This window comes from Pleionea sediminis, assembly GCF_007570825.1.
Taxonomy (GTDB): domain Bacteria; phylum Pseudomonadota; class Gammaproteobacteria; order Enterobacterales; family Kangiellaceae; genus Pleionea; species Pleionea sediminis.
In genome coordinates this window covers 459,103-472,914 of the sequence record NZ_SUNB01000001.1, presented here as the reverse complement: position 1 = coordinate 472,914, position 13,812 = coordinate 459,103, and the positions used below count along the sequence as shown (strand labels likewise).

The window sequence follows — 13,812 nt, the reverse complement described above, 5'->3', positions numbered from 1 at the left end:
ATGTTATGTGGTTTCGTAATTTTCAGTTATATCGGTTTGTCGAAAAATTTTCTCTAACAGAACAAGAGCTTGCCGATAAGCTAAATGAATTTCGCTTTCAACCCTGTGGTCGTCAGTCTAAAGAAACAGTTGGTTGGATATCGCCACTGCATCGCAATGAAGATGAGCTGGTTTACGAAGCAAATGGCTGTTTGTTGTTTTGCATGAGAAAAGAACAAAAAGTCATTCCGCCTTCAATGGTTAATGAAGCTCTCGAGGAGCGTGTTGCAGAGATCGAATTTGAACAAGGGCGAAAAGTTTTTCGTAAAGAAAAACAGCAGTTCAAAGAAGATATTATGGCAATGCTGTTACCTAAAGCGTTTACTCGAGCTACTCATACTCACGCTTATATTGATACGCGCAATGGCTTCATGCTGGTTAACGCAGCGAGCATCGCGTTGGCCGATACCTTCATCAGTTTACTGGTCGATTCGTTAGGTGTTTTGGGAGCCGTAAAGATAGATGCAGAAATGAATCCGGCACAAACCATGAGTCAGTGGTTGCAAAATGGAGTGCCTGATGATTGGGCTTTATCTGGCGACTATGAATTGAAAGATCCGGCTGACGATCGAGTCGCGCGATTCAAAGATAATGAATCTGAAAATCAGGTTATCAATGATTTACTCGATGATGGGTATTGGGTGAGTAAGCTAGGCATTCATTTTAAAGATATTTTGAAGTGTACCATTCAAGATGACTTACAAATTAAAAGTGTTAAGTTTAGTGATGAATTGTTAAACCAAAACGATGAATTAGAAATTGAAGATCATCGAGCGAAATTTGATGCCGATTATGTTTTAATGACGCAAACCGTTGCACAATTTTATGAAGATTTTTGCTCGGCTTTTCAGATCAATGATGGAGTTAGTGCACCCGCTTAATTAATATAGATAGTAGACAGGTCTTTGACGAAACATTGAGTTACTGATACGGGTTGTCTTTACCTTGAATTTTAATGAGCAATCCTTATTATGAATGAAGCAGTTTTTGAATTGACTAATTCATATGAGGTGAAGAATGAAATGTCCCCATTGTGATATTCCATTAATGATATCTGAGCGTAAAGGAATAGAAATCGATTTCTGCAGCCAGTGTCGGGGCGTTTGGCTTGATCGTGGTGAGCTCGATAAAATAATTGACCTGAGTATTCGAGAGCGTGCGGCAGATACACGCTCATCAAGACCGTCTCACAATTATAGCGACTCATCTTCAAATAGTTCCAGTATTTCAGGCTATATTGATAAGTTTGAGCAATTGATGGGAAAAAAGAAAAAGCATCATTCCAAGCATTACTACTCACAACACAAAGACTATCGGTACAATAAGCGAAAAAAGAAGAAAAGCTTGTTATCTGAAATATTTGATTTGTAAATTGATAAGAGCGCTTTGATAGCGCTCTTTTTTATCGTATTAATCATTTTAAAATTGCTTTAATTGAGCTCTAAAACATTAATAACTTGCTCGAGGTAATTGTTGATCTTGTTCTCAAAGTGACTTGAATGTTTTTCGAGTTTTAATTCGAGTTTTCTTAAATGCTTTTCATGAACTTGAACTTGCTTTTCTATTTGGGCTACCAAAGCCTCTTTGTCTTGTAATTCAATGTTTCGCTGCCGCTCTATTAGTTCAGGCAAGGAATGAACGTCGTAAGACTCGTGAGTCGCGGCAAGTGCTTCCGCTGCCTGAGCCATTTTTCGAGCCTGTATTTCCAGCTCGATGGAAGCAGGCTCCATAGTTTGGGCCATCTTCTCTAGAAGCTTTTCACTGGCTTTTAAAGCTTTTTCCAATTGTGTAAGTCGGTGCTGTTGATGCTGGCTGAGATTTTGCCAATGATATTTCTTTCCATCAACAATATAAGTTGGAAATTCGTCCTCTTGGTATTTAATGGTTAACGACTTTCCATCAACATCATCGGCTTTGATGGTACGTTCCTGTCCAGCATCGATGGGCTGAATCAGAGTTAGTAAGGCTAGCATAATCGCGCTTCCTGCGGCAGCGAGGAGCGGCTTGAAAAGCTGTATTAACATGTTGTGTCCATTACTTTGATTGTGAATTATTCTATTAGTCGCTTTCGAGAAGAAAATAGTTTGAATTTATATGGATTTTTTATCGATACTTGAGAAAGTTTTGCGTTTAAGTGAGCAAACGAAGCTTTTGAAGTGGTATAGCTTTTTAGCACTAACTCACCATTTCGCACTGTTATCACAGGTTGAGCGACTTTCAGGCGTTGCCAAGTGACTGGGAGTCTATATAATTCGAGCAATTCATTAGAAACACTGGACATTAACTATGGACGAATTAACTTCTGATCCCGAACAAAATTACCAGATATTTCTGGAAGGCGCTGTTGACTCTGGTCTGGTTTGGGCCTTGGTAACATCGGAAGAAGAAGATGGTGAATTTGCCTTATGTGAGTCTGAAGATAAAGATAATACAGATGTTATGCCTTTCTTTTCAGCACAGGATTTTGCTCAAGCGGTTTGTCATGGAGAGTGGGCTAACTATCAGCCTCGCGCAATCGAGTTGGACGATTTCATTGATAACTGGCTACCAGGCATGCAAAAAGATGGATTGCTTGTGGGCGTTAACTGGACGGAAGATCTGGAGGGATTGGAGCAAGAGCCATTAGAGCTTTCTCTCGACTTATTAGAAACAGACTAATCTCCGCCATTGAGTGTAAGCTCATGGCGCTTTCTTTGTATTGCAAAGTTAGATACTGAGCATGAGCAATAGCAAAGAAATGACGGTCGCCACTATTAAATAATATTGTAAAAACAACTGTTTAGTGCGTTGCATGCACCCTGTTCCTCTTCGGGTCATCATTTGATAATAGCTTACTGAGCGGTCATTGCATTTTTATTAAATGCTGGAAATATGCCAATTCATGAATACCTTTAATATCAGGTACCTAGGAGCTTTTGAGGAAGGTTGGTTGAGCTGAATCCGGGAAGTGAGTCCCGATTTCGGGACTCTCAACCTTGATTTACAGTTGTTGGTACATTCTAAGAAAGGTGGCGAATCGGGGTTTGTCGTTACTGGTTTTGCCTCGGTAGCGGTAAGTTATTTTAGAGCCTACCGCCGGTGGGTTCTCTCGTTCATCGACACTGAATCCTGAGCCAATTTTGAAGCGTATACCATTATCCGTCTCTACTAATATCGCTCCTAGTTTCCCTTTGTATTTTCCTTTTCCAGGAAAGTGAGCGACGACGACGGCTTCTGCATCATCATAAGGCTTTAATTTTTGTAAATCGTAGGTGCGTTTGGCTTGATACAGTGAATCTCCACGGTGAAGCATCAATCCTTCACCACCTTGGGCAACGATTCTGTCTAATTTTTCGTCGAGTTCTTTTTGATTCGCGACTTTAAAGTGTCTAACCAGTTGTAAGTGAGGTACATCAACATCATTTACCACAACCTCAAGCTCTTTCAATCTAGCATCAAACATTTTGAGGCTGTGGGGGAGGTCAAAAACCATAAATCTTACTTCTTTCCATTCCTCATCAATCGGCTCTTCTGTTCGAATAATGCCTGAAACATCGTCAAATCGGCCACGCTCAATCCAAAGCTCACCATCTAATGCTTTACGTGGAAAGCTCTCTGTGAACCATTTGGGCGCATTTATTAAGTTGCCATGTCTAGTGTAGAAAGCTTTACCATCCCAGTAGGCACGTACACCATCATACTTCTCGCTAACCCAAAATCGACTGAGGTCGCTTTTCGGTTGATAAGATTTTGCGAGTAATAATTGGGGAAAGCCATCTGTCGCTGAAGCGGAAGTGATCAACGGTAAAATAGCGAGTGAAAATTTGAGTCCTTGTTTAACGGAACGCATATTAATAAATCCTTTTGTGTCATCCATTCAGGCGACATTATGAAGCTTGGTGCGTTCAATGTTTATCAGTCGAATACGGAATTCGGTTTGAGAGATGTCTCAAAAGAGTTGGGTATTATTTCGGTGGTGAGTGCAGTCGCTCGCTGCTTGAAGCGACTGCGATTGATTTACTGCTTTCTGAGAAAGACAGGTTCTGTCGGTGTACTGCTTTTTTTATCATAACGATAACCATCAGTATTAAAATCTTTTAATTCATCGGGTGAATTAATTCGGTTATCAATGATAAAGCGTGCCATCATGCCGCGAGCTTTTTTAGCGAAAAAGCTGATCATTTTATATTGACCATTTTTATAGTCTTTAAAAGCAGGGGTGATCACGGTATGGGAAAGTTTTTTATGTTTGACAGCTTTAAAATACTCGTTGGATGCTAAATTGATGAGCTCTGGAGAGTCTTGCTTGGTGAGCTCTTTATTAATTGCTTCGTGAATAGTGGTATCCCAAAACTCATACAAATTTTTGCCACGAGCATTGGCAAATTTAGTTCCCATTTCCAAGCGATAAGGTTGGATTAAATCCAGTGGTCTCAGTAGACCATAAAGACCTGACAAAATGCGTAAATGTTTTTGTGCAAAATCAAAGTCTTTTGCTTTCATACTTTCGGCGTCTAAACCGACATACACATCACCTTTAAATGCGAGTAAAGCTTGTCGTGCATTGTCTGGTGTGAAAGGGGTTATAAAAGACTGAAAGCGATGAACATTGAGTTCGGCAAGCTTATCACTCAATTTCATTAAACTGGCGACATCTTGGTGCGTGAGCTTTTGAAGTTCTTCAATTAATGCTTCTGAATGTTCTAAATACTGAGGTTGCGTGTATTTCTTGGTCGCTAGTGGGCTTTCAAAATCCAGACTTTTTGCAGGGGATATTACCGTTATCATACCACTCAGTGTCCTAAATCAATATAAATAAACTACGATTGAGAAAGGATATCAGAATAAATAAATTGAATCATGCTTGCCAGTTTAAGTTTTCTTCTTCTGTTATCGTTTTTATCGATTGAAAGTGCAATCGTTTGAGTACAATATGTTCAAAATAGCTTTTTAACATGAAAATTTCAGATTGAAAATTAATCGTATTGATGGGAGGTGCCGTTGTGAGCGTTCGCCAAAAAGTGACTTTCGATAGCCAAGGCAATCAGTTAGTTGGATTATTGGAAATACCCAATGAAGGCGCCGAACATTATGCTTTATTTGCTCATTGTTTTACTTGCGGGAAAGATGTCGTTGCTGCATCGAGAATCGCAAAGGGATTGGTTAATCGTGGTATTGCTGTATTGCGATTTGACTTTACAGGATTAGGCGGGAGTGATGGGGATTTTGCGAATACTAATTTTTCTTCCAATATTGACGACTTAGTTGCTGCAGCCGATCATTTACGCGCGAACTATCGTGCGCCCAGTCTATTAGTTGGACATAGTTTAGGTGGAGCTGCGGTCATTCGTGCTGCTCATCGCATAAAAGAAGTTCAAGCGGTTGCAACGATTGGAGCTCCAGCACAAGCTTCGCATGTGACTCATCAATTTTCCTGTCGTTTAAATGAAATTGAATCTAAAGGTGAAGCCGAAGTGACTCTTGGCGGTCGACCTTTTTTGATTAAAAAGCAGTTTATTGATGATATAAAAGATTCTGATACTAAGCCTGTTGAAAATTTGCATGTTCCTATACTCGTTATGCACTCGCCAGTTGATACCATCGTCGATATCAAGCAGGCAGAAATAATTTACAAAGCAGCAAAACATCCAAAAAGCTTTATTAGTTTGGATGATGCGGATCACTTATTAACAAAACAGCGTGATGCTGAATACGCTGCTGATGTCATAGCCAGTTGGGCCAATCGATATTTACCTGAATTTTCTTTCTTAAAAACTCAAGCAACAGCAATTGCTCCAGGAAAAGTCCGCGTTGATGAGCGCAATCACCGCTTTGCCAGAAATGTCATTTCAGACTCTCACTCCTGGATTGCCGATGAGCCAACTAAAATGGGAGGGGATAACTTAGGTCCCGATCCTTATGAACATCTATTGGCAGCACTTGGCACCTGCACGTCTATGACTATTCGAATGTATGCAAATAGAAAAAAATGGCCGTTAAACAATATATCAGTATTATTAGAGCATGAGCGTAAGCATGTGAATGATTGCGAACACAGTGATTGTGTCGAATCTAGAATTGCGGTTTTATCGCGACGAATAAAATTAGAAGGTGATTTAAAAGATGAACAAACTGAACGGCTGTTGGAAATCGCTGATCGTTGTCCAGTGCATAAAACGCTTGAAGGCCAATTAAAGATTGAAACGAAGGGGGGATAGATTGGTCAGAGTAAAAGCTCAAGTCTATTTAACGCAATATTTTCAATTTTCTCTTAGACGGTATTTTCATCTTTTAAAATAACAGTGAGCTCACCGGCTGGATTAATTGAAACTTCAACAACAATAGGACGACAACAAACTTCACAGTCTTCAATATATTGTTGATTGCTTTCACTGCAGTCGATGAGTAGCGTGATCATTTCGCCGCAATAAGGACATTGCCCTTGATACTCTTCCCAGTCACTCATGCTCAATCTGCTCGTCAATTTTTCCTTTTACGGAAGCTCGTTTTAAGTAGTAAATAAAGAGGCTAGCTGCAACTAGTCCAATTAAAGATATAAATGACATTAATATAAAATAATATTGAAATCCAGAAGTAACATCATTAGCATCCAGAATGCGTCCAGTGATAGGAGCAAAGAAAATATCCGGTGTAAAGCCTACAAAGGATATAATGCCAACTGCGGCACCGGTGCGTTGAATCTTAAGTTGACTTTCTTCGAGAAGTGTAAAATAAACTCCGCGTAAAGCAAAAATAGCGAAGCCAGTGATTGCCAAATTCAAAATAATTAGTTGTTGAAAGACCGAAGAAGAGTCGATGAACATTAAAATCAAAAAAGAGATTATCAATAAAGCAAACAAAACTGTTATCGCACGACTGGGAGACCACCGGTCAGCCAGAATGCCAACCGTTATTGCCGCGATTGGACGCAAATAACTTAAATAGCTGGTTAACTCTGCCGATTCTAATTCGCTCATACCTAATACCTCAACAGCGTATAACCCCAAATTATCCAATGATTTGTAGCCGCAATAGGCTGCGATAACAATGAGACCTTGTAACCAAACATATTGATTCTTAAGGGTATTGAAAATATCGTTTTGCAGTGCTTCTGTGTTTTCCTGAACTGACCGCTCTACGCTAAAACGATTCGCAAAACAATAGATTAACAGTGCTGTTAATGCTGTTGTTACTGTATAAAATAGTATTACGGGTTGTAATGTCAAAGTCGAAGTTGTTTGACCTACTACGGCTGAAAGTTGTTGATGGCTATTGAATTGAAATAATAATACAGCGCCACTAGCAAATAGGCTCGCCACTAATCCACGCCCACCATCAAGAATGCCAAATGCTTTTCCTTGTCGGTAATGGCCTGCCAGTAATCGTGTTCCTTTTATCATGGCGGCCCAGAAAAGTAATATTGTCGTTGCGCCCCAGTAGCCAAATAAAATCGCTAACCCGGTCGTATCCGGTTTAGTTAGTAAAAATAAACCACCTGCAGCGGTAGCGAATAAAGAAAATGCCATTAATTTTCCGGGAGCAAATCGATCGGCAATGATACCTCCGGGAAAATATGACAGCATGGCAACAATGCCATAAACAGCAAAAATATCGCCCAACTGAGTATTGCTTAATTGAAACTCAATGAGAAAAGTGGGGCGAAAAAAACGGGTAATGTGAAAAGGTAAACTAAAAATAATTTCCCCTGCAAGAACGAGAAGAAATAGAGTCAAAGAAAAATTTTTATAAGAGTTATCGAGAGAAATGATGTTACCTCAGAATTTCCTGCTGACGTATAAGTGAGTACCTTACAGGGTTTGAATTCTTAATGGTAGCGGTATTTACTCAGTAAAAAAACGGCGCCTTATGTGGCGCCGTTGACTAAGAGGTTAAAATTTTATTCTATTTAAGGTAACTCTAGGTATCCAAAATTATATAAAGTAAAAGCAAAAATATCAGCAGCTTGCTCAATTCGTTTTGAAGTTGGTGTACCGGCACCATGGCCAGCATTGGTTTCAATTCGAATTAATGTTGGGTTACTGCCCGACTGATGCTCTTGTAGTTCCGCAGCAAATTTAAATGAGTGTGCAGGAACAACGCGATCGTCATGGTCGCCGGTGGTGATAAGCGTCGCAGGATAATTAACTCCTGACTTAACGTTATGTACTGGTGAATAACCTTTGAGATATTCAAACATTTCTTTGCTATCTTCTGCTGTCCCGTAGTCATAAGCCCAGCCAGCTCCTGCTGTGAAAGTGTGATAACGAAGCATATCGAGTACGCCAACGGCAGGCAGCGCAACTTTCATTAATTCAGGGCGCTGTGTCATGACAGCTCCAACCAACAAGCCGCCATTCGAGCCACCTTGAATCGCCAAATGATTCGAGTCTGTATATTTTTGCTCGATAAGAAATTCACCCGCTGCGATAAAGTCGTCGAATACATTTTGCTTACTCAACTTAGTACCTGCTTTATGCCATTCTTTGCCGTACTCTCCACCGCCACGCAAATTAGCGACGGCGTACACGCCACCCATTTGCATCCATACTGCTGTGGTTACAGAAAAGCGAGGCGCCAAGCTGACATTAAAACCGCCGTAGCCATACAAGATGGTTGGATTAGAGCCGTTAAGTTTTAATCCTTTCTTGTGAGAGATAATCATTGGAACTTTTGTTCCATCTTTAGAAGTGTAAAACACTTGTTTGGATTCGTAATTATCCGGATTAAATGCTATTTCTGGTTTTCGATAAACGTCAGAAGTTCCTGTTTTAGGATCGTAAGAATAAATTGTGCTGGGCGTTTTGTAATTGGCAAAGTTGTAGTACAGAACAGTATCGTCTTTCTTACCGCTGAATCCACCTACGTTGCCAACGCCGGGCAAGTCAACTTCACGAATTAATTTGCCTTCGTAGTCGTATTGTTTAACTTTTGAAATTGCGTCGACCATGTATTCGGCAAAAATATAGCCACTACCTGTTGCTGGTGTAAGTACATTCTCTGTTTCGGCTATAAAGTCTTTCCAATTTTCGACTTGTGGCTTTGAAGCATCAACAGTAACGATTTTTTTGTTGGGTGCATTCAAATTAGTCACGATAAAGAGTTTCGAACCGCGATTATCGATCGGGTAAGTATCTGAGTTGGTATGATCCAAAATAGTAATGAGTTTGGCATCGCTTTTACTCAAGTCTTTCATAAATAATTTATTGCCAGACGTCGAAACGGCGGCACTTATGAAAAGATATTGGTCATCTTCTGATACCCAACCACTAACATATCGATGTTTTTGCTCGTCTGTTCCACCAAAAATGATAGGGTCGTCTTTTTGTGATGTTCCTAACTTATGGTAGTAGAGTTTGTGTTGGTCCGTTTTCGCTGAGAGCTCGCTACCTTCAGGTTTGTCGTAGCTTGAGTAGTAGAATCCTTCATTGCCTTTCCATGAGATACCACTGAACTTGACGTCAACTAGCGCATCTTCTAGCGGCTTTTTTGTTTCAACATCGATAATGATTATTTTACGCCAATCACTGCCTCCTTCAGAAATAGAATAGGCTGCGATGCTGCCATCTTTAGAAAAGGTCAGTTGTGCCAAAGAGGTGGTGCCATCATCACTGAATTTATTCGGATCAAGGAATACCTCCGTTTCTCCTTTATCATTAGTACGATAGACGACCGATTGATTTTGCAATCCATCATTTTTATAGAAGTAAGTGTATTGTCCTTCTTTGAATGGAGAACTTACTTTCTCGTAATTCCAAAGTTTTTCTAATTTCTTTTCGATGTCTTCTCGATATTTAATTTTATCTAAAAAACTAAAGGTGACTTTATTCTGAGTTTTCACCCAAGCGGCTGTTTCTTCACTCATATCGTCTTCTAACCATCGATAGGGATCGTCGACTTTAGTTCCAAAATATTCGTCGACTTGATTGCCTTTTCGAGTGGTTGGATATTTTATAGCCATTTCTGTGGCTGCATTATTTGATGGTGTTTCTTGGGAGGCTTGTTTTTCGTCTTTGGCTGCTTTTGTTTGTGGCTCATCATGTTTCGAGCAAGCAACCAGCAGTGATGACGTAAGCACAGCAACGAGTAGTTTTTTCATTGTGTCTGTCCTGGTGTTAGTTTTTTTTCGATTGGGAGTGTACCAAAGAGGGCTGTAGGATTGAATACTTGTATATTCCAACCCGCCTGAAAGCGGGCTGGAATGGTTAAGGCGTACTAGTTTTTAATTGGAAAACCGCGATCGCGCATTAACGCTTCGACTTTGGCGTCTCGCCCACGAAATGCTCGGTAAGCATCAGCAGGGTCAACGGCATTTCTCACAGAAAAAAGGTGTTTAACCAGTTTATTCGAGATTTCTTCGTCATAGAAACCGCCAGGAGCTTCGGCAAAAGCCTCTGCGGCATCGGAGGTTAGAACCTCGGCCCAAATATAACCGTAATAGCCCGCCGAGTAACCTTCCCCTGAAAAGATGTGACTAAAGTGCGGTGTGCGATGACGCATAACCAGTTCTCCGGGCATATTCAATTTTGCCAAGGCTTCTTTTTCGAAGGCGTCTGGATCTATATTTTCTGGATCTGTTGTATGAAGCATCATATCGACAAGCGCTGAAGCCAGATACTCTGTCGTTTTGAAACCCTCATTGAAAGTTGAAGCACTTTTAATTTTTTCAACCAGCGATTTGGGCATTGGTTTTCCTGTTTCGTGATGAATTAAATAGTTATCGATCACTTCATCAGTTAATAACCAGCGTTCAAGTAATTGCGACTGAAATTCAGTGTAATCACGTACTCCTCCATTAAGTGTCGGATAAGCGACTTTGGAAGACAGTGAATGAAGAGCGTGGCCAAACTCGTGGAAGAACGTTTCTGCATCATCCCAGGAAATTAATACTGGCTCGCCAGGCGCTCCCTTAATGAAGTTAGAGTTATTTGATGAAAGAACATTTTCTTTTCCATCAAACGTGGTGTGACTGCGATAACTTGTTGCCCAGGCACCTGAACGTTTGCCTTGTCGGGCAAAAGGGTCGAGGTACCATAATCCAATATGCTCACCTGATTTCAAATCGGTGACTTCCCAAACCTTCACATCTTCATGAAAGACGGGTACTGAATTATCTGTGATAGGAGTAAATTTAAAATTGAATAAACGTCCGGCAACATAAAACATTGCGTCACGAAGTTTGTCTAATTGCAAATATTGCTTTATTTCATCGGAGTCTAAGTCGAATTTTGCTTTTCGAACTTTTTCAGCATAGTAACGATAGTCCCAGGGTTTGATAGTGATAGGATCTTTACCTGCTTTTTTGTACTCTTCATTTGCAATGGCTTGCATATCGGCGACTTCTTCATCGACTCGTGCAATGGCTGCTGGCCAAACGGCTTTCATTAACTCAAACGCATTTTCTGGCTTTTTCGCCATGCGATCGCCCAGTCGCCATTCGGCGTAATTGTTATAACCGAGAAGCTTAACTCGTTCGTGACGAAGCTTTAAAATTTTTGCAATAATGGCATTGTTATCATATTCATCGCCATTGTCGCCGCGGTTGTAATAAGTATTCCAAACTTTTTCACGAAGAGCTCGCTCGTTGGAATAAGTTAAGAAAGGATCCATTGATGAGCGCGTATTTGTAATGGCGTATTTGCCTTTTTGATCTCTTTTCTCAGCCGCTGCCGCCGCTGATTTTACAAATGAATCGGGAAGTCCGCCGAGTTGGTCTTTCTCAAGATAAAGTACATACGATTCTTCATCGTGCAGTACGTTGTTAGAAAACTGGGTGTGCAATTTAGCGAGTTCTTGGTTAATTTCAGCGTAACGCTTTTTACCTTGCTCATCTAAAGTGGCTCCATTGCGAGCGAAGCCATCATAAGTCAGTGTTAAGACACGCATTTGATCGTCACGCAATTTTTCATTGGCGCGATTATCATAGACGGCTTCAACACGTTCAAAGAGAGGTTCATTTTGATTGATTTTGGTAAAGAAAGCAGAAATCTCCGGAGCCATTTCTGCCTGAATTTTGCGAAACTCAGGGCTGGATAAATTTGAACTCCAGATTCCATAGTAAGTGAATACTCGGTTTAAATCGTTACCCACTCGCTCCAATGCTTCGATCGTATTTTCAAAGTTTGGTTTTTCCTGATTTGCGGTGATGGCATCAATTTCCTGTTGATACAGTTTCATGCCTTCATTAAGAGCGGGCTTTAAGTGTTCTAAGTTCATTTTGTCAAATGCTGGGACACCTTGGAAAGGTCCCGTCCACTCTGCTAACAGTGGGTTGTCCGATTGCTTCGCATCATTCATCGCTTGGGAATCACTGGCTGGTTTTTCCATTGCTTTTGGTTCGCTCACATTTTCTTTGGTTGAGCTCGAGTCCCCACAGCCAGAAATTGCAGCACTCAATGCTGCCGCAATTAATATGGTTTTTTTATTCATTTTCAAAGTACCTCTTTTTAGTCGCAGACAGTTTAACCACTTTTGACGCGGATCCCCAGCCTAAAAATGTTAAGGAATTTATCGGGTGTCGAGCTTTATTAATAAGAGGTTCAACTATTGCTGTTTGTAACTACTTACTATCAATCTCTATATTTGATTTCATAGCATTGTAGCGTTGATTAAAAATCGTAAATGTATTCAGCAAGGTGGCTGCCTCTGAATTAGCGAAGCAAGCAGTCAGTGCTAATGAAGCTGACTCTGCGGTCGACAGGTAATGCTTGTGAGCAGCTTGCCGTGTGGAGTAGGTTGCTGCTTCATCAGGGGATAAATTTAGAGCTGGAATATGACTTAACCACTGACTGCGGTTAAACATTCGTCTCGCTTGGCGCCAAGTTGCGTCCAATATCACAAAGGTGGTTATTGTCGGTAGTGGTGATATTGAATTAACAATGACTCGACCACTGTCTGGCTCTGCCGGGAAAATGAGATAGCAGGAACGATCTGGAGCATTCAACAGAGAGATAAGCTCCGGGTTTGGATCAATTCGATCCCATAAAAAAGCATGTGTATGGTTAGGAAACTGCTGTGCGATGAGTTTGCCTGTATTGGTGGGTTTAAACACTTCGTCGCGATGATAAATTAAAATCCACTCGACAGAGCTGTCCATAGGAGAAATGTCGTTGCAAATACAATGGCTAACTTTTAATTGACAGACATCACAACGAGTTACTAGGATACCGCGCCCATGGTAGGGGCGATTCGCGTTTTCTGTCGCTTCTTTTTTCAGCTCAAGGTAGGCGTTTTGTGCAACGGTGCTGCTCATTAGAATATGATTCGATGTTTTCGAATAGGCGAGTCTATTTCAAGCACTGTTAAATTTCAATTTTTGATATTCAAGAGCTTCCCATACAGCAAGCCGCCAATGCCTCCACTCACAATATGAGCGAGATAACCCAGAGTGCTGCGGGTTCCGGCAATAAAGGTAATATTCATGAGCATGTAAAGAGCAAAATGCATGATGAAAATCGTTAGCATACCTGCAATGCCGTATATTAGATACGTGTTTAACTTTAGATATTCATTCAGTTTTCTAACACTGTTAAATGCAATAACAAAACCGATTAAAATTAAACTGCCATAAGTTGGTAGCAAACCTACCCAATCTATGAGTATTGATTCAATCCAGTGGGGCAGTGATAATTGAGCCCCTATATTCTCAAGGCGAATTAGTACCGAAGCTGTGTGCGATAGGCTTGCTAAAGTAAAAGCAACCAGAACCGAAATCATAATATTTAACGTACTTTTTATGGGTAATTTCATAGCTTTGTACTGAATATTCTTTAAGTTTTGAGGTGTCTGTTCAGGACG

General features: G+C 40.6%; 13 protein-coding genes. 4 read left to right on the top strand and 9 right to left on the bottom strand.

Features of this window, described 5'->3' with window-relative positions; genetic code table 11:
• Positions 1–5 precede the first annotated feature (5 nt).
• Together FAX86_RS01780 and FAX86_RS01775 are read left to right on the top strand one after the other, a co-directional pair.
• Positions 6–920, top strand: a complete 915-nt coding sequence (locus tag FAX86_RS01780) for a recombination-associated protein RdgC (RefSeq protein ID WP_144391618.1) — start codon at positions 6–8, stop codon at positions 918–920.
• 136 nt (positions 921–1,056) lie between these two features.
• Positions 1,057–1,410 carry a TFIIB-type zinc ribbon-containing protein gene (locus FAX86_RS01775; RefSeq protein WP_144391617.1) on the top strand — a complete coding sequence of 118 codons (354 nt, stop codon included), beginning with the start codon at positions 1,057–1,059 and terminating at the stop codon, positions 1,408–1,410.
• Positions 1,411–1,469: 59 nt separating this feature from the next.
• On the opposite strand, the gene FAX86_RS01770 is transcribed toward FAX86_RS01775, so the two are convergent.
• Positions 1,470–2,063, bottom strand: a complete 594-nt coding sequence (locus FAX86_RS01770; RefSeq protein ID WP_144391616.1) for a hypothetical protein — start codon at positions 2,061–2,063, stop codon at positions 1,470–1,472.
• Positions 2,064–2,325: 262 nt separating this feature from the next.
• On the opposite strand from FAX86_RS01770, the gene FAX86_RS01765 reads away from it, so the two are divergent.
• Positions 2,326–2,697 carry a DUF2750 domain-containing protein gene (locus FAX86_RS01765; protein WP_144391615.1) on the top strand — a complete coding sequence of 124 codons (372 nt, stop codon included), beginning with the start codon at positions 2,326–2,328 and terminating at the stop codon, positions 2,695–2,697.
• A gap of 322 nt (positions 2,698–3,019) precedes the next feature.
• On the opposite strand, the gene FAX86_RS01760 is transcribed toward FAX86_RS01765, so the two are convergent.
• Together FAX86_RS01760 and yaaA are read right to left on the bottom strand one after the other, a co-directional pair.
• Positions 3,020–3,868, bottom strand: coding sequence for a DNA ligase (locus tag FAX86_RS01760; RefSeq protein WP_246128479.1), 849 nt, complete (start codon positions 3,866–3,868; stop codon positions 3,020–3,022).
• Between the two features lie 167 nt (positions 3,869–4,035).
• A complete protein-coding gene (gene yaaA / locus FAX86_RS01755; protein ID WP_144391613.1) occupies positions 4,036–4,806 on the bottom strand; it encodes a peroxide stress protein YaaA in 771 nt (256 codons plus the stop codon).
• Between the two features lie 215 nt (positions 4,807–5,021).
• Between yaaA and FAX86_RS01750 the strand changes: the two genes are divergently transcribed.
• Positions 5,022–6,236, top strand: a complete 1,215-nt coding sequence (locus FAX86_RS01750) for a bifunctional alpha/beta hydrolase/OsmC family protein (RefSeq protein ID WP_246128478.1) — start codon at positions 5,022–5,024, stop codon at positions 6,234–6,236.
• A 53-nt stretch (positions 6,237–6,289) separates the two neighbouring features.
• Here FAX86_RS01750 and FAX86_RS01745 read toward each other — a convergent pair whose 3' ends face one another.
• The 6 genes from FAX86_RS01745 to FAX86_RS01720 form a co-directional block, all read right to left on the bottom strand.
• The gene (locus FAX86_RS01745; RefSeq protein WP_144391611.1) at positions 6,290–6,484 is read right to left on the bottom strand and encodes a CPXCG motif-containing cysteine-rich protein; all 195 of its coding nucleotides are present in this window, start codon (positions 6,482–6,484) and stop codon (positions 6,290–6,292) included.
• Complete coding sequence (locus tag FAX86_RS01740) at positions 6,477–7,751, bottom strand: MFS transporter (protein ID WP_205859083.1); 1,275 nt, start codon at positions 7,749–7,751, stop codon at positions 6,477–6,479. Before FAX86_RS01740 ends, FAX86_RS01745 begins: the two co-directional genes overlap by 8 nt.
• A 173-nt stretch (positions 7,752–7,924) precedes the next feature.
• On the bottom strand, positions 7,925–10,114 hold the full coding sequence (locus FAX86_RS01735; protein ID WP_144391609.1) for a prolyl oligopeptidase family serine peptidase: 2,190 nt from the start codon (positions 10,112–10,114) through the stop codon (positions 7,925–7,927).
• Positions 10,115–10,230: 116 nt separating this feature from the next.
• Positions 10,231–12,444, bottom strand: coding sequence for a M3 family metallopeptidase (locus FAX86_RS01730; protein ID WP_144391608.1), 2,214 nt, complete (start codon positions 12,442–12,444; stop codon positions 10,231–10,233).
• Between the two features lie 130 nt (positions 12,445–12,574).
• A complete protein-coding gene (locus FAX86_RS01725; RefSeq protein ID WP_144391607.1) occupies positions 12,575–13,267 on the bottom strand; it encodes a tRNA-uridine aminocarboxypropyltransferase in 693 nt (230 codons plus the stop codon).
• 56 nt (positions 13,268–13,323) lie between these two features.
• A complete protein-coding gene (locus tag FAX86_RS01720; RefSeq protein WP_144391606.1) occupies positions 13,324–13,764 on the bottom strand; it encodes a hypothetical protein in 441 nt (146 codons plus the stop codon).
• Positions 13,765–13,812: the final 48 nt, after the last annotated feature.

Excerpts from the sequence above, each read along its gene's own strand:
- FAX86_RS01775 (WP_144391617.1), top strand. The coding sequence starts at position 1,057 with ATGAAATGTCCCCATTGTGATATTCCATTAATGATATCTGAGCGTAAA.
- FAX86_RS01760 (WP_246128479.1), bottom strand. The coding sequence starts at position 3,868 with ATGCGTTCCGTTAAACAAGGACTCAAATTTTCACTCGCTATTTTACCG.
- FAX86_RS01745 (WP_144391611.1), bottom strand. The coding sequence starts at position 6,484 with ATGAGTGACTGGGAAGAGTATCAAGGGCAATGTCCTTATTGCGGCGAA.
- FAX86_RS01720 (WP_144391606.1), bottom strand. The coding sequence starts at position 13,764 with ATGAAATTACCCATAAAAAGTACGTTAAATATTATGATTTCGGTTCTG.
- FAX86_RS01730 (WP_144391608.1), bottom strand. The coding sequence starts at position 12,444 with ATGAATAAAAAAACCATATTAATTGCGGCAGCATTGAGTGCTGCAATT.
- FAX86_RS01780 (WP_144391618.1), top strand. The coding sequence starts at position 6 with ATGTGGTTTCGTAATTTTCAGTTATATCGGTTTGTCGAAAAATTTTCT.
- yaaA (WP_144391613.1), bottom strand. The coding sequence starts at position 4,806 with ATGATAACGGTAATATCCCCTGCAAAAAGTCTGGATTTTGAAAGCCCA.
- FAX86_RS01735 (WP_144391609.1), bottom strand. The coding sequence starts at position 10,114 with ATGAAAAAACTACTCGTTGCTGTGCTTACGTCATCACTGCTGGTTGCT.
- FAX86_RS01765 (WP_144391615.1), top strand. The coding sequence starts at position 2,326 with ATGGACGAATTAACTTCTGATCCCGAACAAAATTACCAGATATTTCTG.
- FAX86_RS01770 (WP_144391616.1), bottom strand. The coding sequence starts at position 2,063 with ATGTTAATACAGCTTTTCAAGCCGCTCCTCGCTGCCGCAGGAAGCGCG.
- FAX86_RS01725 (WP_144391607.1), bottom strand. The coding sequence starts at position 13,267 with ATGAGCAGCACCGTTGCACAAAACGCCTACCTTGAGCTGAAAAAAGAA.